This is a genomic window from Acetobacter senegalensis, from assembly GCF_001580995.1.
In the GTDB taxonomy this organism is placed as follows: Bacteria; Pseudomonadota; Alphaproteobacteria; order Acetobacterales; family Acetobacteraceae; genus Acetobacter; species Acetobacter senegalensis.
On sequence record NZ_LHZU01000121.1, the window covers coordinates 27903 to 50435 of the forward strand.

The 22533-nt window shown below is 53.7% G+C and carries 20 protein-coding genes and 1 tRNA gene; 10 read left to right on the top strand and 11 right to left on the bottom strand.

Features of this window, described 5'->3' with window-relative positions:
• Nucleotides 1–131 precede the first annotated feature (131 nt).
• From AD948_RS06775 to AD948_RS06785, 3 genes are read right to left on the bottom strand one after another with little or no spacing between them, the layout of a single operon-like run.
• Nucleotides 132–1247, bottom strand: coding sequence for a nucleoside hydrolase (locus AD948_RS06775; RefSeq protein ID WP_082782343.1), 1116 nt, complete (start codon nucleotides 1245–1247; stop codon nucleotides 132–134).
• Entirely contained in the window at nucleotides 1247–1681 is a 435-nt protein-coding gene (gene cdd / locus AD948_RS06780) for a cytidine deaminase (protein WP_006558672.1), read from the bottom strand. Before cdd ends, AD948_RS06775 begins: the two co-directional genes overlap by 1 nt.
• Nucleotides 1674–2306 (bottom strand): nucleoside 2-deoxyribosyltransferase, encoded by a 633-nt coding sequence (locus AD948_RS06785; protein WP_006558671.1) that lies wholly within the window; start codon nucleotides 2304–2306, stop codon nucleotides 1674–1676. Before AD948_RS06785 ends, cdd begins: the two co-directional genes overlap by 8 nt.
• Nucleotides 2307–2502: 196 nt before the next feature.
• On the opposite strand from AD948_RS06785, the gene AD948_RS06790 reads away from it, so the two are divergent.
• The 3 genes from AD948_RS06790 to AD948_RS06800 all read left to right on the top strand — a co-directional run bounded on the left by AD948_RS06790 (nucleotide 2503) and on the right by AD948_RS06800 (nucleotide 5614).
• Entirely contained in the window at nucleotides 2503–3294 is a 792-nt protein-coding gene (locus AD948_RS06790) for a ribonuclease T2 family protein (protein ID WP_061471242.1), read from the top strand.
• 109 nt (nucleotides 3295–3403) lie between these two features.
• Nucleotides 3404–4639: a NupC/NupG family nucleoside CNT transporter gene (locus AD948_RS06795; RefSeq protein WP_006558669.1), complete on the top strand. Its 1236-nt coding sequence runs from the start codon at nucleotides 3404–3406 to the stop codon at nucleotides 4637–4639.
• A 33-nt stretch (nucleotides 4640–4672) separates the two neighbouring features.
• Nucleotides 4673–5614 carry a nucleoside hydrolase gene (locus AD948_RS06800; protein WP_061471243.1) on the top strand — a complete coding sequence of 314 codons (942 nt, stop codon included), beginning with the start codon at nucleotides 4673–4675 and terminating at the stop codon, nucleotides 5612–5614.
• 58 nt (nucleotides 5615–5672) lie between these two features.
• Here the strand turns inward: AD948_RS06800 and tmpT are convergent, their stop codons facing one another.
• The 4 genes from tmpT to AD948_RS06820 all read right to left on the bottom strand — a co-directional run bounded on the left by tmpT (nucleotide 5673) and on the right by AD948_RS06820 (nucleotide 9849).
• Nucleotides 5673–6377 carry a thiopurine S-methyltransferase gene (gene tmpT, locus AD948_RS06805; protein WP_248845949.1) on the bottom strand — a complete coding sequence of 235 codons (705 nt, stop codon included), beginning with the start codon at nucleotides 6375–6377 and terminating at the stop codon, nucleotides 5673–5675.
• A gap of 68 nt (nucleotides 6378–6445) precedes the next feature.
• Nucleotides 6446–7462: an aldo/keto reductase gene (locus tag AD948_RS06810; RefSeq protein WP_061471244.1), complete on the bottom strand. Its 1017-nt coding sequence runs from the start codon at nucleotides 7460–7462 to the stop codon at nucleotides 6446–6448.
• A 465-nt stretch (nucleotides 7463–7927) separates the two neighbouring features.
• The gene (locus tag AD948_RS06815; RefSeq protein ID WP_006558665.1) at nucleotides 7928–8725 is read right to left on the bottom strand and encodes an RlmE family RNA methyltransferase; all 798 of its coding nucleotides are present in this window, start codon (nucleotides 8723–8725) and stop codon (nucleotides 7928–7930) included.
• On the bottom strand, nucleotides 8722–9849 hold the full coding sequence (locus tag AD948_RS06820; protein WP_061471245.1) for a Ppx/GppA phosphatase family protein: 1128 nt from the start codon (nucleotides 9847–9849) through the stop codon (nucleotides 8722–8724). The genes AD948_RS06815 and AD948_RS06820 overlap by 4 nt, the downstream gene beginning before the upstream one ends.
• A gap of 196 nt (nucleotides 9850–10045) precedes the next feature.
• On the opposite strand from AD948_RS06820, the gene AD948_RS06825 reads away from it, so the two are divergent.
• The 3 genes from AD948_RS06825 (at nucleotide 10046) to AD948_RS06835 (ending at nucleotide 12607) form a co-directional block, all read left to right on the top strand.
• Nucleotides 10046–10119, top strand: a tRNA-Gln gene (locus AD948_RS06825).
• 365 nt (nucleotides 10120–10484) lie between these two features.
• Complete coding sequence (locus AD948_RS06830; RefSeq protein WP_061471246.1) at nucleotides 10485–11267, top strand: response regulator transcription factor; 783 nt, start codon at nucleotides 10485–10487, stop codon at nucleotides 11265–11267.
• Entirely contained in the window at nucleotides 11264–12607 is a 1344-nt protein-coding gene (locus AD948_RS06835; RefSeq protein ID WP_058988755.1) for an ATP-binding protein, read from the top strand. Before AD948_RS06830 ends, AD948_RS06835 begins: the two co-directional genes overlap by 4 nt.
• Before the next feature lie 63 nt (nucleotides 12608–12670).
• Here AD948_RS06835 and AD948_RS06840 read toward each other — a convergent pair whose 3' ends face one another.
• From AD948_RS06840 to AD948_RS06850, 3 genes are all read right to left on the bottom strand, one after another.
• Complete coding sequence (locus AD948_RS06840) at nucleotides 12671–13747, bottom strand: purine-nucleoside phosphorylase (RefSeq protein WP_061471247.1); 1077 nt, start codon at nucleotides 13745–13747, stop codon at nucleotides 12671–12673.
• Nucleotides 13744–14844: a purine-nucleoside phosphorylase gene (locus AD948_RS06845; protein WP_248845947.1), complete on the bottom strand. Its 1101-nt coding sequence runs from the start codon at nucleotides 14842–14844 to the stop codon at nucleotides 13744–13746. Before AD948_RS06845 ends, AD948_RS06840 begins: the two co-directional genes overlap by 4 nt.
• 173 nt (nucleotides 14845–15017) lie before the next feature.
• The gene (locus AD948_RS06850; protein ID WP_248845948.1) at nucleotides 15018–17423 is read right to left on the bottom strand and encodes a TonB-dependent receptor; all 2406 of its coding nucleotides are present in this window, start codon (nucleotides 17421–17423) and stop codon (nucleotides 15018–15020) included.
• A gap of 964 nt (nucleotides 17424–18387) precedes the next feature.
• Here AD948_RS06850 and AD948_RS06855 point away from each other — a divergent pair.
• Nucleotides 18388–19779 (top strand): NAD-dependent succinate-semialdehyde dehydrogenase, encoded by a 1392-nt coding sequence (locus AD948_RS06855; RefSeq protein WP_006558657.1) that lies wholly within the window; start codon nucleotides 18388–18390, stop codon nucleotides 19777–19779.
• A 132-nt stretch (nucleotides 19780–19911) separates the two neighbouring features.
• On the opposite strand, the gene AD948_RS06860 is transcribed toward AD948_RS06855, so the two are convergent.
• A complete protein-coding gene (locus AD948_RS06860) occupies nucleotides 19912–20808 on the bottom strand; it encodes an ROK family protein (protein ID WP_061471248.1) in 897 nt (298 codons plus the stop codon).
• A 110-nt stretch (nucleotides 20809–20918) separates the two neighbouring features.
• Here AD948_RS06860 and AD948_RS06865 point away from each other — a divergent pair, with 110 nt between their 5' ends.
• From AD948_RS06865 to AD948_RS06875, 3 genes are all read left to right on the top strand, one after another.
• On the top strand, nucleotides 20919–21161 hold the full coding sequence (locus tag AD948_RS06865) for a sulfurtransferase TusA family protein (RefSeq protein ID WP_006558655.1): 243 nt from the start codon (nucleotides 20919–20921) through the stop codon (nucleotides 21159–21161).
• 78 nt (nucleotides 21162–21239) lie between these two features.
• Nucleotides 21240–21494 carry an exodeoxyribonuclease VII small subunit gene (locus AD948_RS06870; protein ID WP_006558654.1) on the top strand — a complete coding sequence of 85 codons (255 nt, stop codon included), beginning with the start codon at nucleotides 21240–21242 and terminating at the stop codon, nucleotides 21492–21494.
• Between the two features lies 1 nt (nucleotide 21495).
• Nucleotides 21496–22440 carry a polyprenyl synthetase family protein gene (locus tag AD948_RS06875; RefSeq protein WP_211264448.1) on the top strand — a complete coding sequence of 315 codons (945 nt, stop codon included), beginning with the start codon at nucleotides 21496–21498 and terminating at the stop codon, nucleotides 22438–22440.
• The last annotated feature ends 93 nt before the right edge of the window (nucleotides 22441–22533 follow it).

The window sequence follows — 22533 nt, forward strand, 5'->3', positions numbered from 1 at the left end:
TAAGGGATCAGACAACACTACTCTCGCAGTCGCAGACGCAAACACGACTAAGAAACGGGACGTCTCCTGCCTGCCGACACTCAATGGCAAGGCAGGCAGGAAACGTTCATGAGACTGTCCCTTCTTCAACTTCAGGGCTTGGAAATCAGGTCCTTGATCAGAGCCTTCATGCGCGGCACATCAACAGTCAGCACCACTTTCTCTTTCTGTTCGCCCACATCCGGCTGATACCCCTCCGTCCAGGAAAGGATATCTCCATATTGCGCACTGAACATGGTGTTCACGTCCACATACAGGTCTGTGCTGGAACGGATAAGGCTTGGGTCCAGCCAGACAGCGGCTGCAATTTCATCCCACAGGGGGAAGTTGTTGGCAGAACGCTTCACAATACGCGCTATCGGCGTATCTGCGGATGCAATGTCTTTGACAAATTCAGCCGACATTTCTGTCTCGGTAGATGGGTCCACCGGTACCATGACAATCCGCTTCCATGGCGCATGCATGGTGATGGACGCAGCTTCCGGATCAAACCGGATATTGAACTCCCGGCGCGGCGAATTGCCAAATTCCCGCGCAAACTGGGCTGAAGCCGCGCTGGTCAGCTTCTGGCGCGGGTTCAGACTTCCCCCCATGTAAACCAGTTCCTTGGCAAGACCGGCAAATTCCGGGTCCAACTTCTGCGCCAGAGCCAGATTGGTCATGGGGCCGCATTCAATAATACTGATCTGGCCCGGATACTGATGCACCATGCGGATCATGAACATGGCCGCATTTTCAGGCGAAGGTTTGAGTTTGGGGTTTCCCCACGGCAGATCAGGCACGACATCAGCCGGATGATACGGTGGCAGAGCCTGGGTAGTGTTTTCCACCCATTTTTTCATCCATGCCCCTTTCCACACCAGCTTGCCGTAAAGGGCTTCCCAACGGTCCGTCAGCTTTTCGGAATTCATGAGCGGATAGGTGGCACCCTGCACCACAGGCACATCCGTGCGGCCTGCAATTTCCAATCCGCGCAGGGCATAGGCGGTTGCCTCTTTCTGCCAGAAATCCCCGCTGACGGTGGCAAACCCCATAACTTTGACATGAGGTGCCTTCAGCACCATCCATTGGGCCAGAGCAAAACCGTCATCATCAAAGATGACCATCCGATCTGCTTCTGCATGCGCCATCACGGGAACAGAAACGCCCAACAGCCCCACTGCCAGAACACACCGTCGCGCAAAACGGGTAAAACCACTCATGCTCATCACGCCGGTTTCCCTTCCGTGCCAGTTTCAAGATTTTCAGGGCCAAAAGACGATGGTAGAAGTGCATGCAGTTCATCTTTGAACAGCAACGCACCGTCTTCATCCACCACCAACACACAGGTTCTGGCGGTTGCAAATTCGCGGATTTTCTGGCGGCAGCCACCACAGGGCAAACATGGCGCAGGGCCTTTACCCGCCACCATGATACTTGCGATTTTGCGAGACCCACCGGCAGCCACCATGGCAGAAATAGCGCCAGCTTCGGCACACACACCCTCCGGATAGGCTGCGTTTTCAACATTGCACCCGGAAAACACCTGTCCGTCTTCCGTGATCAATGCCGCGCCAACATGAAACCGGGAATAAGGCGCGTAAGCATTATTGCGTGCTGCCAAGGCTTTCTGCGTCAATGTCGCAGTCATTTTATCATCCATGGGACGCTCCTTCCTGACCAGAAGCTCCATAAATCAGGCCAGCCAGATCAGAGGCCGCCGCACGGAAAGCCGTCAGGATATCATCCGCTACGGCAATATCCCCACCAGCCTGCCGGATAAACCCTTCCACCATGGCATTTTGCAACAGTCCTTCTGAATGCACGATCATGGCATCTGCATCCAACCAGCGTACCCTGCCGCCATTTTGGGGTTTTTCTTCCGTCAGTGGCGTATGCCATGCCTGTTCAAAATAGCTCTGTACCTTCTGGTGGTAAGAGCGACCATCCACCGTATAGCCGGCCATTGGCTTGTTCTGAGCCGCCATATAGCCAATTTCCACCGCAGTGCCGGGGTCCATATCCGCAGCACGGCGAAACGGATCAATGCAGAACAATGCGGCAGCACACTCATCCATCAGACCACGGTCCAGCCGCGCTATCAGCAGGCTGGTTTCCTTTCCCGGTGGCAACGCTTCTACCTCATCCTGCCCGTCAAAGGGCGACACACCATGCAGGCGTACTGCCAGACAGGCCTCCTTGAACGCTTTAAAAAGCTGTTGAGCGTCTTTTCTGAAAACAAGGTCTCCGCCAAGGTAAACCTTGGGGTAAGCCGCACTCTCGGTCATAAGGTCTTCCGTGTTTCATCCGGCGCGCCCTGCTTTTCCGGCCGCCGCATGCTGTTATGAAATGTGTTATAAACAATACGAGTTCGTTATAGAAAACCATAGACACCACACAAGATGTAAGCAAGAAGCATAATCTTGCCCATCAGCAGGGTAGAGTGTTTTTCTTTAACCCGTCAGAGCAAGGATCAAACAGGGAATGCGGGCAGTACAGTTTCTTTTCTCCGGCGTCATGGCCGCCTGCGTCCTGATGTCCGGATGTGCGCATCATCCGCCCGCTCCTTCCCCTGCCACAACAACGACGCTCTCCCTTGCTGCCCCTCAACATGGAGATTTTGGGCATTATACCCTCGCCCTGACATGGCAGCCGGGCTTCTGCACCGGACCAGAGGGCTCTAGCTGTCAGGCAGATCAGCCCAAAGCCCCTCTCATCGGGCTGCATGGGCTTTGGGCCTCCCGCCCGTCTGACCTGATAAAGGCACAGGTTCCAGTAACCACTTGGTGGCGCAAAGGATGCGGCCTGTATGAGGGCGATGCGGCCTCTCCGCCTCCCACTTTTTCCAAGGCGTTGTCTCACCATCTGTCTGAGGTCGTCGCCCATACACATTCTGATCTTGTGGCGCACGAATACAGCAAGCATGTGCATTGCTTCGGTATGGATGGAGAGCAGTTTTTCTCGGTTGCGTCCCAACTGCGAGATCGATTTGAACAACTTCCCTCCGCCCGCCATCTGACCGCTGAGTCAGGAATGGTTATCGAGAAGGCCGACCTGACCAGACAGATTGAAGCTGACACAGGCGCCCTACCCGAACGGGGCGTGCAGTTTCAGTGCAACAAGACCCCACAGGGACAATCTGTACTCGCCCAGATCTGGTTTACGCTCAAACCCGATTCTCTTTCCAGTTTTCCCAAAACCGATGCGTTCATGAGCAGCCCTCAGGTTCAGGACAACTGCCCTGCGCGCTTCCTTGTTCCCCAATGGGGCAACTGACGGATCACACTTGTAGACAGCCGCAGCACTTACGCAGAACAGGCCCGTCTTTCTGTAACCATCTGGTCAGGATGTGTGTCAGCACAGCCACTGAGATAAGGACCATTCAATGCATAGTCGTGGATGTCTCGGTATTCTCCTGCTTCTGGGCATTGCGGTCCTTTTTTCAACAGACCGTAAAAATATCAATCTCCGCACCGTTCTGAGCTGCCTGCTGGCTCAGGTGGCTATCGGCCTGCTGGTTCTGCGCGTGCCTGTAGGCCAGCAGATTTTGTGGGCTCTTTCCCGCTTTGTCACCAGCATCCTTGCCTGTGGCGATGAAGGAGCCCGGTTCCTTTTTGGCGCACTGGCCAGTGACAAAATGGACACCGTCTTCCCACATGATGGCTTTGTGTTTGCCTTCAGGGTGCTGCCCTCCCTTGTTTATGTCAGCGCCCTGATCGCCATCCTGTTTCATGTGGGGGCCATGCAGGTCTTTGCCCGCGCAACGGGAAAAGTATTGCAAAAGGCCCTTGGCACCTCGCCCGTTGAATCATTTGGTGCGGTTATCACAATCTTTATTGGCCAAAGTGAGCTGCCGGTTGCCTTAGGGCCTTATCTGCGCACCATGGCCCCGACCGAACTATTCAGCGTACTGTGCAGCGGGGCGGCATCAGTGTCAGGGGCAACGCTGGTTGGATATGTGGGCCTAGGCGTGCCTGCTCATTATCTGGTGGCAGCCTCCTTCATGGCCATTCCGGGCGGAATGATGTTCGCAAAAATTCTGGCCCCACGCGCAGCAGGCAGCCCGGTTGATACGTTGGCCGCCGGGCGTTCGTCCTATAATCACGCTTTTTTTGAAACCATTACCGAAGGCGCATTAAAAGGCACCAAAACAGCAGTGGCCGTGGCGGCCACACTGGTTGCCTTCATCGGGCTGATTGCCCTGGTTAACAGCGGATTTCAGGCTTTGGGGCCATTGATCCATATGCCTTTTCTGTCTCTGGAATATCTGTTTGGCTTGCTGTTCTCCCCCATAGCGTGGCTTCTGGGCGTTCCGGCAGGTGAATGCAGTATTGTGGGCTCCGTTCTGGGGCTGAAACTGGTCATCAACGAATTTGTTGCTTACCTGCATCTTGGTCCTTCGCTCCAGAACGGGGCTCTCTCAGCACGCAGCGGGGCTATTGCCGCCTTCGCGCTCTGCGGTTTTGCCAACTTGAGCTCCATTGGCATCCTTGTGGCAGCGTTTGGCAGCCAGTGCCCGGAAAGGCGTGCTGAACTGGCGCGTATCAGCGCGCGTGCCGTGCTGGCGGGCATGTTGTCCAATTTCATGAGCGCCGCTATTGCAGGCATCATTCTCTTGTAAGACCATACGCCAGCACCAGAGACGGAGACAGTTTTGGACCGGCAGAAACTTATTATTGATACAGACCCCGGACAGGATGATGCCATTGCCATCATGCTGGCTCTGGCATCCCCACAGATTGACCTGCTGGGCATTATTGCCGCAGCCGGAAATGTCTCTGTAGAACAGACCGCCGAAAATGCCTGTAAAATCCTTGAACTCACCAAACGGCAAGATATCAAGGTTTACAAAGGCTGCCCGCGCCCTATCCGTCGCGCCCCCATTACGGCCGCACACGTGCATGGCCAGACCGGGATGGACGGCCCTGATCTCCCCACTCCGCGCCATGTGCCAGAAAAGCAGCACGGCGTAACGTTTCTTCTGGAAGCACTTGCCGCTCATCCTGCCAACAGCATTACCCTTGTCACCATTGGCCCCATGACCAATCTGGCTACAGCCCTGATTCAGGCACCAGAAACAGTGGGGCGGCTGAAGCAGGTTGTTGCAATGGGCGGTGCCTGGTCTGAGACAGGCAACATTACACCGGCAGCCGAATTTAACGCCTTTGCAGACCCTGATGCCGCGGCCATCGTGCTGAATAGCGGTTTGCCGCTCACTCTGGTGCCGCTGGATATCACCCACAGTTTTCTGATCACACCTGATCGACTGGAAGCGCTGGCGGCCCTCACAGGCCAATGCGCCACAGCGGCCCATGCCATGCTGAATTTCTCCGCGCGCTTTGACCTGAACAAATATGGCTGGCCGGGTGCCCCGCTGCATGATCCCTGCACGGTAGGGTACGTGCTGGCTCCCCATCTCTTTGCAGGCAAAAAGGTCAACGTAGAGGTAGAAGTTGCCAGCCCGCTCACGCTGGGCGCAACAGTTGTAGATTGGTGGCAGGTGACAGAGCGCCCCGCCAACGCCACCTTCCTTCGCTCGGTAGATGATGCTGGCCTATGGTCCCTCATTCTGGAAGGCCTCTCTCGCCTCCCGTAACCCGGAGACATCATTTAGGAAGAAAGAATGAGGGAACACGTTCCTCCCCTTTCAAAGCTTATTTTGAAAGGGGCTTAAGGTGCCAGATCATTTCCACCGCGGGGCAAACCCCCTTCAGGCCGCCCTCAACGTCTTCGCGTTCCAGAATTTCAAGCTCATAAGAGGCTGCGTAAAGCAGCCGCACTTCCTCCTCCCCCACTGAAAAAGGAGGCCCCTTCCGAAGCGCCTGCTCATAATCCAGAGTAATCAGCAGTTGAGGAGCCGCTTGAGTGATGGAAACAATGTGGGCTGCATACTTATGGCGCATAGCTTCAGGTAATGCGATCAGGGCCGCCCGATCATATACCGCACTGACGCCCCCGAGTTCCTGTGTCGTGAGATCAAAAACATTCCCTACATAAACCCGGAGCTTACCGGCTTCAAAAGTTACGCCACCATCCCACTCTGTCACGCTCGGCGTATAACCCAGTTCCTGAAACAGACTTTCAACGGCAATACGGCTCAGTTCCACGCCCACTACCGTTATACCCTGAGTGAGCAACCAATGGATATCCAGGCTTTTCCCGCACAAAGGAACAAAAACGCACGCGCCTTTCTTCAAATGCAGGGATGAGAAATATTGAACAAGAAATGAATGCGGCGTTGGCTCATGAAATCCTATCTGGTTCTGTTCCCATTTTTTCTGCCAGAAAAGTTCGTCCACCGCTTCTTCCTTAACGCGTCCTGTTTCTTCATCATGATACCAGCCACCTTCCGATGTCAGCAATCAAACTGGCTTGCCTGACAATCCGCGCTGTGACGACATTTTCTGGCCGGATACTCTTTGCGGTTCTACACCGGCACGGGCGCGTCTTCCCGCAGGAGCCGTTGTTCCTTCAAATCTGCCCAGAAAGCAGCCGGAATAGGGAAGCTGAACCATTCAAGGTTTTGCTCAAGTTGCGCCAAAGTGCTGGTCCCGGCGCAGAAAGTGGGAACAGCAGGATGCGCAACAACAAACTGCAAGGCCGCTGCGGGCAGCGGCACGCCATGATCCCGACACACCGCCTCTATTCTGGCAACACGCTCCAGAATATGTTTGGGCGCTGGGGCGTAATTATATTTAGCGCCCTCTACCGCACCTTTTGCCAGAATACCGGAATTAAAACCGCCTCCAACCAGCACGGCTACATCCCGCTCCTCGCACAAAGGCAAGAATTCCTCCAGAGCGTCCTGTTCCAGCAAAGTATAGCGGCCAGCCAGCAGAAAGCAGTCAAAATCCCGCTGTTTAAGCGCCTCGTGGCAAACCTCCCACTCATTCACCCCAACTCCGATCGCCTTGACCACACCTTCTGACCGTAATTGCTCTAAAGCCTTCCAGCTTTCTTCCATTGCGGTCCGAAAAACCTCTGGTTGAGCATCTCCCTGAGTAAAACGATCGATATCGTGAATAAAAACGACATCAATCCGCTCCAGTGCCAGCCGCTGCAAGGAATCTTCAATGGAACGCATGGTGCCATCGTAGGTGTAATCAAACGTCATTTTGTTGGGGGCTGCATTTTTCCACGGAAAAAACTCGACCTCCGCCCGCTTGGCGGCTGAAAGCCGTCGTCCGACTTTGGAGGACAGTATAAAATCATCCCTGTTTTTCCAGCGCAGGGCTTGTCCCAGCCTCAGTTCCGCCAACCCATGCCCATACATGGGGGATGTATCGTAAAATCGCACTCCTGCATTCCACGCCCGCTCTATCATGGCCTGGGCGCTTTCCTCGCCTACTTCCTGGGCGAAGTTACCAAGAGGCGCTGTCCCGAAAGCAAATGCTGTTACATCAAGCCCACTCCGGCCAAACGCACGTTTTTCGTGAGGATGCATACTCTTTTCTTCCTTTTGCAGAAGTTATTATTTTTGAAAATTTTCCCGACACTGTCCTTTGATCAAAGCCTCTAAATGGCGGTCTCATCAGGAAAAGTAAAAGCGTGCATACGCCTCGGCATGGAGCCTTGACTCCGTCTGGCAAGCAGCCTGAGAGCCAAGCCCCCTTCTTCATCCAAAGAAAAATGCACTATCTAGTTAGATATATTTCCTGGTAAACTAGATCAATATCCACCCGCTCCCGCTCACAGGGAAATGTTCATTATCTGCCTTGGCGCTCAAGCGCGCGAATGAGTTTTTGGAACCAAAGATCGCTCTGCCTTTTTACTTCAAATAGAAAAGACAGATAAAAATACTGTTCTTAAAAAAACTCTGCCCTCTTTTTTAATCGCAGGACATTTTCAGACACTTCATCTGGCGCGCCTTACCTAACAAAGCACAGCCAGATGCACCATTACAGACAGGTTACCCCGAGACAGCCGCTTTCAAACGTTCTGGCCGAAAACCGGTTGCAACCACGTACAGTTCACTTGAATCCTTACGACTTGCTGGCGGCTTGGCATGACGCACCTGCGTAAAAGCCTGCTTGAGCGTATCAAGCATCTCTTTCTCTGACCCGCCCTGAAAGACCTTGGCAACAAAGCCACCGCCCTCCGCCAGAATTTCAAAGGCGAAATACAAGGCTTCCTGCGCCAGACCAATAATCCGCATATGGTCTGTCGGTCCGTGCCCCGTTGTGTTGGGGGCCATATCAGACAGCACCAGATCAGCCTTGCCATCCAGCAGGGATGTCAAGCGTTCGGCCATTGTGGGATCGGTAAAATCACCTTCAATAATTTCCGCCCCGGCCACAGGATCAACTGGCAGAAGATCCACCCCGACCACCCGCTCCGCTCCGCGTTTGACAATTACCTGTGTCCATCCACCGGGTGCCGCCCCCAGATCAACAACCCGCATACCGGGTTTGATGAGATGAAAGCGATCATCCAGCTCAATCAGCTTGAACGCCGCGCGTGAGCGCCAGCCCTGCTTATGCGCAGCCTGCACATACGGATCATTCAACTGCCGCGCCAGCCAGCGCTGCTGCGCAGTGGTACGCCCGCGCGCCGTGCGGAGGGAAACAGCCTTTGTGCGCAGCGTACGCGGCGCATCTGAATCGTCCTGGCTTATGCCAACGCCGGGAGTAGCGCTGCTTTTGCGCGCACGACCGGGTACACGCAAAGGCTGGTTGGTCCGGCCACCGCCGGGTTTATGCTCGCTCATGATCCTGTCGCTTGGATAGAGTGCTGAAAAGGTATGGGGCCAAGCATGGGAGAACGCTGGTAACGCCGTGGTGGCAGCCCAGCCTTCCGGATCATACGCAGAACCATGCCGTCTCTTAACCCACGATCAGCCACAATGATATCTTCAATAGGCCAGGTCTCGTGAATGGCCTCAAAAATGGCACAGCCCGGCAACACAAACAACGCGCGGTCCGGCCCGATACACGGATGCTTTTCAATCCCGTGCACGCCCATTTTTTGCAGCATCCGCACGGCACGCCGCGCACTAGCGGAGGGTAACAGGGAGCCATCAACAGCCGCACGCGCATAGCGTGGCAGATTGAGCACAAGGCTGGCCAGCGTCGTCACGGTGCCGCTCGTGCCGATAAAGCGTGTCTGCCGCCGCCTGATTTCCGGCCCAATACGATGCACGCTTTCAAAATGCTGCAAGGACTGCCGAATATAGGCGACCATCTCCTTATAGCAGCCAGCATCATGGCTGCTGCCCGGGCCGAACTGCTCGGAAAGCGTAATAACGCCAATCGGCAGACTCAGGTACCCGATCAGTTCCTGCGCCTGCCGGAAAGGATCAACCCTCACCCATGCAATTTCGGTCGATCCGCCACCAATATCGAACAGCAACGCACGATTACGCGGCGGGCCAAACCGTGGATTATGAATGAGGTTGGCGCAGCTCTCCACTGCCAGGCAGGCCTCCTCCCGCCCGGAAATAATTCTGATGTCAAATCCGGTTTCGGCTCGCACGCGATCCAGAAAAACCGAGCCATTTTCCGCCCGGCGGCAGGCTTCCGTCGCCACCGCCCGAATATCCTTCAGTTGCCGCCGCCCTACACGGTCCGCACAGGTGCGCAGTGCATCCAGCGTTCGTTCCATGGCAGTCTCGGCCAGTCGGCCTGTATGATGCAGGCCTTCGCCCAGCTTCACCATACGGCTATAGCTGTCTACTACCCGAAAACCACCAGATGTCTGGGCGGCCACCATCAGGCGGCAGTTGTTGGTTCCCAGATCAAGGGCCGCAAAAAGATCGTCCTCATTATGCCGAGGATAAGAAGAAGCGAAGACAGGTCTGCCCGGGCGGCCGGCCCAGGGGGGGATGTGATCCATCTGTCCGGTCCTATCAGTTAAAAGGTTGTTACAATGTTAAGATCTATTTTTGGGGAGTGACGCCGAAGGAGCAAGACAAATATGCATCAAAATCAGAATTCTTTTTGCATTCCCTCTTGCACGCCCCATTTCCCGGTGGTAGGAGAGCCTCACCGACGCGGAAGCCGACGCTAACGGTTTCCAGAAATCTCCTTGCTGGGAGATAGTTTAGCGGTAGAACTACCGGCTCTGACCCGGTCAGCCCTGGTTCGAATCCAGGTCTCCCAGCCAATCACTCCCATACAATATAATCGCTGCCTCGTAAGGCGTTTCAGATGTTAAGATCTGATACCATCTTACATGATGAGTCCGTTATCGGTCAGGCGATGCCTCTACGTCATTTTTATACCCCATTTGCTTTTCCTGTTTTTCAGCTTTGACACAAAAGCATCCCTCCCCTTCATCATAGAACTTTTTGTCTTTATGGTTGGAGGGATCAATCAGGCTCTTGTAATATATCTGGTGTTCTGAACACCTCACGCAATACAATCAGGCAACCAACCCACGGGATCCCCTTGGAATGATGTCTTCTGCGCGTTTTCATCAGACCATTCCTGAGCCCCAGTCATCAGTGGCCAGATGATAGGGAGAGCACGTTGTCCGCACATAATCCTCCATCCTCCTCCTCGTGTGTATCCGAGAAACAGACACCTTCACTTGAGGCCGAGATCCCGCACATTCTGGTTGTGGAAGATGACCCGGAAATCTGCGGTCTGCTCCAACGCTACCTCAAGCGTTTAGGGTATCAGGTTTCGACCGCCGTCACCCTGGCTGAGGTAATGGCCGTTCAACAGAACGCCCCTGTGGACCTGACACTTCTGGACCTCATGCTACCACAGGAAGACGGACAGACCATCTGCCGCCACCTGCGCCAGTTTTCTGACACCCGCATTGTCATGCTCAGCGCCCTGAATGACCTCCGGGACCGTATCTCCGGGCTCGACCTTGGCGCGGACGATTATATTTCCAAGCCGTTTGATCTGGAAGAACTGGGGGCGCGGATACGCGCTGTTCTGCGGCGCACAACCTCCCCTGTTACACTCCCGGCAGCAGACCAGACGCTCCAGTATCGCTTTGATAACTGGCTGTTTGAACCTGCCAAGCGCGCTCTATACGCTCAAACAGGCATCCGCATTGCCCTTACCGGCTCAGAAACCGATCTCTTACTCATTTTCTGCCAGAATGTACAACGCGTCTTCCCGCGTGAGGAGCTCCTTGCCCGTATGCATGGAGAAGAAAAAAACGTGGATTCACGCGCTATCGATCTTTTGATCAGCCGGCTACGGCGCAAATTGTCTCATCAGGGCCGTCAGCTTGAACTCATTCGCACCATCCGCGGAGATGGATATATTTTTGATCCCGACACCATCAGATCATGAAGCTACGCCTGAGGTTTTACCCTCGTTCCATCTATGGCCAGATGGTCATGCTGGTTTCTCTCAGCATGTTCATTACCCTGAGCATCACTTCATTTCTGCTTTTTCTCTTTCGGCCTGACATCCCTCCCCTTCCTCATGGTCCATGGACAAATGCCCTCGCCATAGAAACAGGGATTCAAGCCCTGCAGGCGGCCCCGCCGGAAAACCGTGCCCGCATTGCAAAAAATATCTCAAACGCCGACATTACGTTCGTTATCGGGCAACCTTTCCTGTGCCGGGAATTCCCTCCAAACCCGATCACAAACTCCATGAAACGGATCCTTGTTCTACGGCTCAACCTATACGAACGCGATATCGAGACCAAAAACTGCGCACCTGACACAAGGGGCAACCCATTCACTTACATCTCGCTTCCTCGGGATAACATCAGCGTTCGTGTTTACGACCACCCACCGCTCCATTTCCATCACATCATGCGGCTGACCATGCCGCTCACCATTTCCCTGCTCTCTCTCCTGGCCATCATCCTGCCCCTCACATTCTGGAGTATCTGGCATATCAGCCGTCCCTTACGGAACATTGCAGCCAGCGCAGACGCTTTTGGCTATGATATTTCGCCCGCCCCCATACCCATACAAGGCCCAACAGAGGTCAGACGCCTGACACATGCCTTCAACCGCATGCAGGCGCGCATTGCCGCGTCAGTGGACGAGCGAACACGCATGCTTATGGCCATAGGGCACGATCTTCGCACCCCCCTTACGCGCCTTTTCATGCGTCTGGAGCTGGGGGGAGAAGAAGCCTCTCCCGAAGCCATGCATCATGACCTCACACTCATGAAAAAAATGCTGAATGGAGCACTCTATTTTCTGAAGGAACAGACAGAAGCCGAGCGCGCGGAAAATGCAGACCTCAGTTCTCTCCTTGAAAGCCTCTGCCTGGAATACAGCGCCGTAGGCCAGAATGTCACTTATACCGGCCCTTCCCACCTGACATGCATTTGCCAGGCTACAGCGCTTGAGCGCGCCGTCAGCAATCTTATCGAAAATGGCCTGAAATACGGCACACATGTTGATGTGCATCTGCATGAAGAAAAAAATCATGCCGTGATTGATGTCAAAGATAACGGGCCGGGTATTCCAGATACGCTGCAGCCCTCTGCCCTTCTTCCGTTTTACAGGCTGGACCCTGCACGCGCCTCAGATGGTGGGCTTGGTCTTGGCCTCTCCATTGCTGACGCCATTATCGCCCGCCATCACGGCCATTTATCTCTCAGCAATATCCAACCCAGAGGCTTTCAGGCACGCATTGTCCTGCCGCTTCGGCTGGATCGCCTTTAACAGGCCTTTTTCAGCCAGCAGAGCAATGATCGCTCTACAGGCTGAAAATCCGCAACGCAGAATTCACTGCACTCCATTTTCAAAACGCGGCCAATTATCCACAATTTCGTGAAGAACCTTGGCCGCCACCCGATATCCGTTCTCCAAAGCCTGCGCTTCGCCCGAGAACGTATCATTCGCAGACTGTACGGCTGTCTGCCCCGGAGCCTGCTCCGTATAATTGGAAGCACTACGAGAGATCAGAACCCGGTTAATGTCTGCACGTCCGGCATGTGTCAGGCGTTTCATAGCCTCCATGATACCGGCATCTTCCATGTTGCTTTCAACAAACTGGCTCTGGTTCTGAGTAAGCATTTTGACCCAGTCCCGCGCATATTGCGTCATGATCTTGCCATGCCAGAAGGCATCCGCAGCAAAATCACCGCCCACAACAACGCTCGGCATCTGTTTGGCAGCTTTGGTAACCCGGCGTTTCCGTTCTGCCTGCAAAGCGGGAGAATCTTCCAGCACCAGATCTTTGGTGAGATCGTAAGCCCATTTCACCAAAGCGGAGTTAAGCTTGTAGCTCATGGCATGGTCAATACTGCCATCCGGGCTATCACTACCTGAGGTAATATATTGGTTCGGTTTTTCAGCCGTAATCATGTAATACCCGTAAGGCCAACTCTTGGGTGCCTCCCGCGGGTCAATATATTTGCTGATATCACTGACAACATAGTCAGCCCAGGAAACCGAACCAACAGAGGCGACCTGCTGATCAAAACCGGAAATGGCAGACACAACCCAATAAGCTTTGCTCAGATCAAACCGCGGATCAAACCCCAAAGCCATCACGGAGGATGCCGCTGGCGAGAGCGTTGTGCCTGTTACCACATAAAGAATATGATGCGCAGGATCCGTGTAAATGTCATGCACACCGGCCGGGAACGCTACTTTCTCGCTCAGCTTTTCCCCTTCAACCCAAGGCTGAAACTCGCCTGCTCGGTCCCCGCTATCCTGACCTATTTCATAAGTTGTCAGCACGACGGCCCGAATGTCCCACGGCTTGCCTGTCGCCTGTTGGGGCGTTGACGGCGTAGCGCATCCTGCAAGTAAAGCTGCCCCAAACAAGGCCGCAGACGAACGGAATAAAGATCTCATGGGGTATTCTCCGGAACAGAAGGAATATGGGCGCGATAGCGATCCCAATGTGCGATGAGCTCAGCGATAACAGGGGCGCCTGCTCGCTCATTGTTATCAAAGGCGGCTACCTGCCCCGGTCCTTCATCACCCATGGACTGCGTGATGGACATATGGGGCGGCGGCATACTGAAATTGCTCCCCGAGCGCAACACCATGATACGGTCGGGATCAATGTAACCAAAGCGCGCCAGCAACCGCATTTCTACCTGATTGGTCTGGCTTTCCTCATTGGTCATGACAAACCGGCCCTGGTTTTTAGTCCATAAACGAACCCAGTCTTCGGCCCATTGGTTGCGCTGTGCGCCATGCCAGTAACGCAACGCCCCTAATGTCTCGCCTTCCAGAATAACCGGAGGCTTCTGGGCGTTTGGGTATCCAGCCCAGTGCGTCCGCCGCTCCGCTAGCACAGGATCATCGCGCAGAGGCACATTGCGGCTGATGGTATAGGCCCAGTGCTCCAAGCCCCGGTTGAGCGGGTATGCTTTTGTCAGTTCCGCTACATCGGTAACCGAACCATAATGGTTGGGATCATTGGGAAGCGTATTGGGTTTCTCTGCCCCGATAGCGTAGAGACCATATGGCCAGCCTTTTGGGATGGCACGATCATCTATTTCCCGCAGCGCATCTCCATCAACCACCCAGCGCGCCCAAGCCACACTTCCTGCAGAGGCCACATTGGGGTTAACACCGGAAATCCCCGTAAAAATCCAGTAGGTATGATGAAGGTCAAAATGTGGATCAAGCGCCAAAGCAACCAGATCCGTCACACCATCCTTCAGGACAATTCCATAAACACCGTCCGAATTACGCCGCAGGATCTGCGTTGGAATTCCGGCTACAGGCACACGCTCATCCAGATGTTGGCGCTCCACCCAGAACTGATATTCACCTGGAGCGTCGCCGGTATCTGCGCCATTTTCCCATCCGGCCACCACAATCACCTTTGGCTCCAGCTTGGGCGGGGCAGCACCAGCAGATTGCGTTGCCAGTATGGTCGTTGTGGTCAACACCCCCCACAACGCCAGTGTTTTAAAAGCACGTTCTCTTTTATGCATTCTTCAACTTCCAATAACTCATTCATTTTAGAGTCGGAACAAGGTAAAAAGAAGGATTTTCCCTCAGCTTTCCCGAAAAAACCTTCTCTTTTTGTAAGGAAGAGGCCTCTAAACTTGGCCTTAAAGTCTGGCGGTGTCTCACCTTCCCGGGAACACCGCCATTTTTACACGTATCAGAATGCGAGTGAGACAGTGCCTGTCATATTAAAACGCGGGTAGAGATAGTATGTCGGAGACCCACTTGCAGAAATAGCGCTGCCGTAAATACCCGTTGCCGCATGGGCATTGTTGGTCAGGCCGTAGGCTCCTGTGCGGACAAAACTGCCGGTGATATTGTTGAAGTTCAGACGGAACGTTGGCGCTTTAACAAAACCAAAACTTGGAAAATGGTAACCAACAGTAATGGAATCCGTGAAATATCCTGGAATTTTCTCATCATTCATGAACGTTGTATATTGCGCGGATGTATAATGCACAGCAAAGTTGCCAAAGAACTTTCCGTCATCATACGTCAGGCCAATATTCGCCAGCACATGCGGCGCCATAACCGCCCTTTTCCCTTTAGTGGGCAGATAATCCGCAACAGTGGTGCCATTCAGCAAGCCTGTGGTGGGCAGGTTTGAGTCCATTGTGGCATTCAGATACTCAATGGACGCATAGGGGCTGAAATGATGAATGGGGTGCGCGGCAATCATGGCGTCAAATCCGCGCGCTGTCTGGTTCCCTGCATTGATGGTGGTGCTGATAGCCTGATTGTTCACATACACACTGGTTGCGACCAGACGGTTAGTGATGGAATAGTTGAACAGGCTCAGGTCCGCCATCAGGTATTTATTATCAAAACGCCAGCCGAGTTCTTCCTTGATCAGATACTGCGGCTTCGCGTTGTAGGGATTACCCACATAGCTACCTGTCTGCGCATCAAACACGGAAGACAGAGATCCCGGATCCGGCATACGGTAATCCCCTTCCGCATTGATATAGATCTGGTTGTGATCATCAATCTTGTAGCCGATCCCCAACTGAGGAAGCGGGACAACAGTGTTTTCTGCCGTGCGCGGCGCGGAACTGGCATAATTCCGGCTCCACCGATTGATCATGGAAACCTTGAACCCGGCATTCACTTCCAGCCGGTTATCCAGATAACGGGCCACATCACGCACAAAAAGCGAATGGTTATACCAGCCTGAATCTCCCTGATACGGCATGTAGCGGGAACCGTTCTGATAAAACCCTGTGCCTGCCGCATAAGGGAAATTCTTGTTCCCGTTTTCGGTCGCAATCGAATACAGATTGTTTACTTGGTTATCCTGATAGTCGAACCAATATCCGAGAGAAAACGTATTGTGACGATCAATCTTGTAGCTCAGTTCCGCAACCGCCCCTGCGTGAGGACGATACACGCTATAATTTGACGTCGCAGGCACACTTCCACTCAGCGCCGCACCATCGGGGCCGAGCGTCACAGGCGTTGTCGTCGCATTGAAGAGTGAGCCGTTGTAGGAATAACCGCCGTTATAGACATAGTACGGTTTGAAATCGAACGTGAACTTCTTGGGCAAGACAAGATGCACGGGCGCAGTAATAAAAAACTGGTCCCACATATTCCCTACCAGCCCAACGTAGCGGGATGGATTGGCAGGGTTGTATTCGGATGTGTAGGAAAAAGTGCCGCGCCCGTTTTTCTTGTCAAAAAACTGCTGTGATGTCGGATAAAGCGGCATGGACGTAAACTGATGGTTCCAACTGGCGAACAGATCAATAAAGGACCCGTTATCGAAATCTTTGCGCGCCCCGAAATCCAGATGGCGTCTTTCGTTCGTGCCCGGCCCAATCCAGTTACGGGCATGTTCATGCGAGAAGGACAGATACCCCCGCACGCCGCTGTTCCCAATGTCACCACTGTTCACGCGCAGAAACTCGCGTGACATGTTATTGGTGCCATAGGAAAAATCCATCATGCCGCCAAATTTGTGGTCCGGCGTAATGGTTCCGGCGTCCATAACGCCCGCAGCGGCAGATGTCACAGGCAGATTGATTTCGGCAGATCCCGGGGTGATACTCACATGATCCAGATTTTCTGAATCGACGTTCTGGTTCAAATAATACGCTGTGGCCACAGGCACGCCATTCAGAAGAATACCCATATCTGAATCGGTCAGACTGCGGATATTGATGGCTCCACCCAGAATACCGGAAGAATCATTTGTTGAAACACTTACACTCGGCAGGTTTTTCACCAGATCCAGCGCCGTATTAGTCGGGCTCTGCATGGCGATAAAACGCTTGGTAACGGTCTGAACCGCACGGGGCGCTGTTTCGCGCCGCATCATGCCGCCCCCACCGGCACGATTGACAGCCACTTCCACTTCTTCACCCGCCTGACTCCTTACCGGCCCTGCCGGACGATGAGTAGGCTGCGCCGCTCGCACTGTTCGCGCTTTATGAGGAGACGCAGACGCATGCCCTTTTGAGGCTGAATGAGGAAGAGGAGCCGCGTAGCCATACTCGTAGAACAAAAAAGTACTGCTAAGGATGGCAGCGACGAACCGACCGTGACGTGTTTTTAGAGTGATCATTGTGCTGCCCTTGGTGAGAAACCGTTTGCATGGCTGCTTGAGCGAAAAGCAGCAGAAAGAAAAGCGTCTCCGTAACAATTAACAACTTTTCGTGATCATTGTTGCGCACTTGCACACCTTGCAAGTGAGAGACGTGGCTTTCTGCTTGGTTTTTCAGTTCGATTTCGCAACAGACAGATCATCTCTTGAACCCAACAAAGAGAGCAAGAATAAAAATTGCATTTTTTCGTTCTGAAATTTAGAGCGGAACACGCTCAGTTGTTCGTTTTATTAATTTCATGCCTTCACCGAGCTTATTTTTAATTATTTGTGAATGTCAAATATTCCAAGATAATTATTAAATTAATATTTATAATTGAACATTTCTTCCTTTTATTATGCGTGACTAAATTTTTTATTATTCATTTTCTCAACCAATACCTCTCACGCCGCGTTCATGAGGGAATGACATTCCTCTCTTCCTAAAAAGCCGCCTGTCCTTTTGTTAACCAGAAATTCATATTAGATGGCGAAATTTTATTACCCTTCTCCCCTCTCTTGACATGCTCCCGTTGCGTTGAGACAACCCTCGGGTGACTAAAAAGATCTTTCGTTCCATATCGGCCACATCCAGTTCCGATGCCTGTCAGGGGATCGTGTTACACGCACGCCGTCATTCTGATCTGGATATCAGACGTTCATTTTGCTGCCTGCCAACAATGGGCTACACTATTGACTTTGCTTTCTGGCAACCATCACCATGCCAGCCAGTTTAGAAATACAAAGAGGCCAATGCAGACAGAAAGAAAGTTCTGAATTATAGTGCAATTGAATAGTTCGCAGGACAATAACAACGCTGTTTTTTCAGCTCTCGCCTATTTGTCTCTTTGTGGGGCGTCTCTTGCACCTGATGGGACTTGACACTGTACTCTGCCATCCCATCCTCTTTAATAGTTAAACCTCTAACCCCGGATTTACGGAAATTATGGCTTACGCGACAACTAACCCTTATACCGGTGAAACACTCAAAACGTTTCCCGACGCAACGGACCAGGAAGTCCAGACCGCTCTGAATGACGCTTATGAAGCGTTCACGTCCTGGCGGCATGTTTCCTTTGCTGATCGCGCCAAGGTCATGACAGCCGCGGCAAACATTCTGCGTCGTGATATTGATAAATATGCCAAGCTTCTTACGCTCGAAATGGGCAAGCTGTATGAAGAAGCCAAGCTGGAAACCATTCTCTCGGCAGAGATTTTTGAATATTACGCCAAGAATGCAGAAAACCTGCTGAAGCCGGAAAAACTGCCGGTTGCCGATCCCAAGGAAGGCGAAGCAGTTCTGGTGCACCAGCCTCAGGGGATTGTCTTTGCAATCGAACCCTGGAACTTCCCTTACTATCAGATCGCCCGCATTATCGCGCCGCAGCTTTCTGCCGGTAATACGGTGCTGCTGAAACATGCATCCAACGTGCCGCAGTGCGCCGCCATCTTCGATGCGCTTATGATTGAAGCGGGCCTGCCCAAGGGTGCGTTCCGCAACCTGTATGCAGCCCGCCACCATACAGAAGTGATCCTGAAAGATCCGCGCGTTTGTGGCGTAGCACTCACCGGCTCGGAAGGCGCTGGCGCGATTGTTGCCAGCATTGCAGGTAAGGCTCTGAAGAAAGCCACCATGGAACTCGGTGGTGCGGACGCCTTCATTGTTCTGGAAGATGCTGATATTGAAAAAGCAGCGAAATGGGCTGCTTTTGGTCGCCATTGGAATGCTGGACAGGTCTGCGTCTCTTCAAAGCGCCTGATTGTGGCCGATGCCGTGTATGATCAGTTCCTGGAAATCTACAAAGCGGAAGTGGCAAAACTGAAGGCGGGTGATCCGATGGATCCGTCCACCACACTTGCGCCCCTGTCTTCGCAAAAAGCTGCTGATGATCTGAAAGCTCAGGTTGAAGAAGCCAAGAAGCACGGTGCCGTTGTTGAAGTAATTGGCGCGCCGGTTCCGGAAAAAGGAGCCTTCTTCCAGCCGCTGCTGATGACCAACCTGCACGAGAACAATGAAGCCCGTCACTGGGAATTCTTTGGTCCCGTCACCCAGCTTTACCGCGCGAAGGATGAAGCCGATGCCATCCGCATCGCTAACGATTCTCCGTTTGGTCTTGGTGGCTCCGTCTTCACCAAGGACACAAAACGCGGCGTGAAGGTGGCAGAACAGATCTACACCGGCATGGTGTATGTGAACCATCCGACCATGGTTAAAGCGGATCTGCCGTTCGGCGGTGTTGCCCGCTCCGGTTATGGCCGCGAACTGATCGGCCTGGGCATCAAGGAATTCGTCAACCACAAACTGATTGACGTCGTCGATATTGACGCTCCGTTCTGATACAAAAAAAGCGCCCTTTACCTTAAAGGGCGCTTTTTCCAGTTCCGGTATCAGGCTTCAATAAGACGCCTATATTTAGATAGTCTGCTTAAACGAGCATTCCCCTGAGAATGATCGCGGTCTGTGAAAAAACTATTCCCCCCACAGCCACGCGGCACCGCGCACGCCGGAACTGTCGCCATGCTGATTTTTCAGCAACTTGGTGTCACAGGTCGGCGTAATGGCATACTGTTTCATCACATCAGGCACACGGTCGTAAATTGTCTGAAGGTTAGAAACGCCCCCTCCCAGCACAATCGCATCTGGATCAATCAGGTTGATCACCAGCGCACAGGCACGCCCCAGACGGTCCACATACAGGTCCAGCGCCCGGATGGCAGCCTCATCGCCGGCAGCAGCAGCCTCTTCAATCCCCTGAGTGCTGCGTTCCCCTTTACCTTTCCACGATTCAGCCAGCGCAGAACCACAGAGAAAACGTTCCAGACACCCGCTATTACCGCAGAAACAGCGCGGCATCGGAAATTCGTCTTCCTTCACCCACGGTAGCGGAATATGCCCCCATTCACCCGCGATATGGTGCAGGCCGGTCAGCGGGTGACCGTTAACAATGATACCACCGCCTACGCCTGACCCCAGAATAACGCCGAACACCACCTTGCGCCCTGCTGCCGCCCCATCAATGGCTTCAGAGAGGGCAAAGCAGTTGGCATCATTCTCCACACGCACAGGGCAGCCAAGCGCCAGTTCCAGATCATCCCCAAAAGGACGACCATTCAGCCATGTCGCATTGGCGTTCTTGACACACCGGGTTCTGGCGTCAATCGCGCCCGGGATACCAATCCCCACCGTAGCAGCCGGACTGGTCTCCGCCTTGGCGGCTTCCACCATCTGCCGAATTTTTGCCAGAAGCTGTTCATAAGAACCGGGGTTCGCCTCCCTGCGACGGAGAAGAATTTTCCCATCGGGGTCGAGGGCAGCAATCTCGATCTTGGTTCCTCCAAGATCGATTCCAAGGCGATAATCTGACATACAGAACCTAACGTCTTTATTCCGGCAGTACTCAAACACCATGCGGCATGTGATAATTCAGGAAAATATGCAATCACACATCTCTGTCTCTCTATACAAGGCTATGTGTCATGAATGAGGCTCTTCTCGATGCGCGGGGCCTGAGTTGCCCTATTCCGGTTCTAAAAGCCAACAAACGTCTCCGTTCCATGGAAAGTGGCGAAAAATTGCGCGTTTTGACCACGGACCGCGCCTCCATTGTGGATTTTCAGGTCTTTTGCCGTGAAACAGGACACGCTTTGGTCGCCTTCACGGATGAAAATGGCACCCTTTCCTTCACAATCAGACGTCGGACAGACATACCTCAGGCGTAAGGGCGATATGTTTTCTGGGGCGATCTGCCCAAGCAAGACTTGGCAGACCCCTACTTATCGGAGTAATGCCTGCGCCTCATGACGGATAGGAAGACCTGCGCCATGGCGGATAACATCGAGGCTTTGTCCTTTGAGGAAGCGCTCTCCGAACTGGAGAAGATCGTGCGCGGCCTTGAAGGCGGACAAATGAAGCTGGAAGAGGCCATTGCGTCCTATGAGCGCGGGGCAGCTTTACGCCAGCATTGTGAAACCAAGCTGAGCGAGGCCGAGGCCCGCGTTCAGGCGATCGTCCAGAAAGCCAACGGGGCCCTGGACATGAAACCTTTGGATTGAGATGTCGATGACTGACCCGACAACCATCTCCCCTTCCCAGACGCAGCCTTCTGCCAATGCCGATCTGCTGCGCAAGGACATGTCTGCCCGCGCCAAGCTGGTGGAAAGCGCCATTGATGCGCTTCTCCCCCCCACCACCGGGGGCGATGCCCGTCTGATTGAAGCCATGCGGTATGCAACCCTTGGCGGTGGCAAGCGCCTGCGGGGCTATCTGGCTGTTGAAACCGCCAGCCTGTTTGGCGTGCCCGAAGCGCAGTCTGCCCGCGTAGGCGCATCAGTCGAAATGCTGCACGCCTATTCTCTGGTGCATGATGACCTGCCCGCTATGGACGATGATGATCTGCGCCGCGGCCAGCCCTCCACCCATCGCAAGTTTGATGAAGCCACCGCCATTCTGGCAGGAGACGCCCTTCAAACCAAAGCCTTCGAAATTCTGGCCGATGCACAAACGCATGAAAGTGCCAACGTCCGCATCGCCCTGATTGCTGCTTTCGCGGCCGCATCAGGCGCAGCTGGCATGGTCGGTGGCCAGATGATTGACATGGAGGGCGAAGGACGCGCCCTGCCGCTGGACGAAGTACGCCATCTGCACGCCCTGAAAACCGGCTGCCTTATCCGCTATTCCGCTGAATCCGGAGCCATTCTGGGTCAGGCCGATGCGGATCTTCAGCATCGCCTGCGGTCCTACGGCACCAACATTGGTGCTGCCTTCCAGATTGCGGATGATGTTCTGGACGCTACAGCCACGGCTGAAGAACTGGGCAAGACCGCCGGGAAAGATGAAGCCTCCGGCAAATCCACATTTGTTGCCCTTCTGGGCATTGATGGTGCCCGCGCGGAAGCCGAACGGCTGACCAAGCTGGCCATTGAAGACCTTGCTCCGTTTGGAGCAAAAGCCGACCGCCTGAAGGCGCTGGCCTATTACGTGATTGAACGCAGGAACTAAGCCGATGGCAGATCAGACACCCCCCACCACTGCCACTGGCGGTGCGACCATTCCGACGCTGGGCCGTTTTCCTGCGCTGGACCGTGTGACGTA

Coding starts and splice junctions, on each gene's coding strand:
- AD948_RS06835 (WP_058988755.1), top strand. CDS start 11,264: ATGAAGCTACGCCTGAGGTTTTACCCTCGTTCCATCTATGGCCAGATG.
- AD948_RS06815 (WP_006558665.1), bottom strand. CDS start 8,725: ATGAGCGAGCATAAACCCGGCGGTGGCCGGACCAACCAGCCTTTGCGT.
- AD948_RS06785 (WP_006558671.1), bottom strand. CDS start 2,306: ATGACCGAGAGTGCGGCTTACCCCAAGGTTTACCTTGGCGGAGACCTT.
- AD948_RS06870 (WP_006558654.1), top strand. CDS start 21,240: ATGACGGATAGGAAGACCTGCGCCATGGCGGATAACATCGAGGCTTTG.
- AD948_RS06875 (WP_211264448.1), top strand. CDS start 21,496: ATGTCGATGACTGACCCGACAACCATCTCCCCTTCCCAGACGCAGCCT.
- AD948_RS06790 (WP_061471242.1), top strand. CDS start 2,503: ATGCGGGCAGTACAGTTTCTTTTCTCCGGCGTCATGGCCGCCTGCGTC.
- AD948_RS06840 (WP_061471247.1), bottom strand. CDS start 13,747: ATGAGATCTTTATTCCGTTCGTCTGCGGCCTTGTTTGGGGCAGCTTTA.
- AD948_RS06845 (WP_248845947.1), bottom strand. CDS start 14,844: ATGCATAAAAGAGAACGTGCTTTTAAAACACTGGCGTTGTGGGGGGTG.
- AD948_RS06850 (WP_248845948.1), bottom strand. CDS start 17,423: ATGATCACTCTAAAAACACGTCACGGTCGGTTCGTCGCTGCCATCCTT.
- AD948_RS06865 (WP_006558655.1), top strand. CDS start 20,919: ATGAATGAGGCTCTTCTCGATGCGCGGGGCCTGAGTTGCCCTATTCCG.
- AD948_RS06810 (WP_061471244.1), bottom strand. CDS start 7,462: ATGCATCCTCACGAAAAACGTGCGTTTGGCCGGAGTGGGCTTGATGTA.
- AD948_RS06775 (WP_082782343.1), bottom strand. CDS start 1,247: ATGAGCATGAGTGGTTTTACCCGTTTTGCGCGACGGTGTGTTCTGGCA.
- AD948_RS06860 (WP_061471248.1), bottom strand. CDS start 20,808: ATGTCAGATTATCGCCTTGGAATCGATCTTGGAGGAACCAAGATCGAG.
- cdd (WP_006558672.1), bottom strand. CDS start 1,681: ATGGATGATAAAATGACTGCGACATTGACGCAGAAAGCCTTGGCAGCA.
- AD948_RS06820 (WP_061471245.1), bottom strand. CDS start 9,849: ATGGATCACATCCCCCCCTGGGCCGGCCGCCCGGGCAGACCTGTCTTC.
- AD948_RS06795 (WP_006558669.1), top strand. CDS start 3,404: ATGCATAGTCGTGGATGTCTCGGTATTCTCCTGCTTCTGGGCATTGCG.
- AD948_RS06855 (WP_006558657.1), top strand. CDS start 18,388: ATGGCTTACGCGACAACTAACCCTTATACCGGTGAAACACTCAAAACG.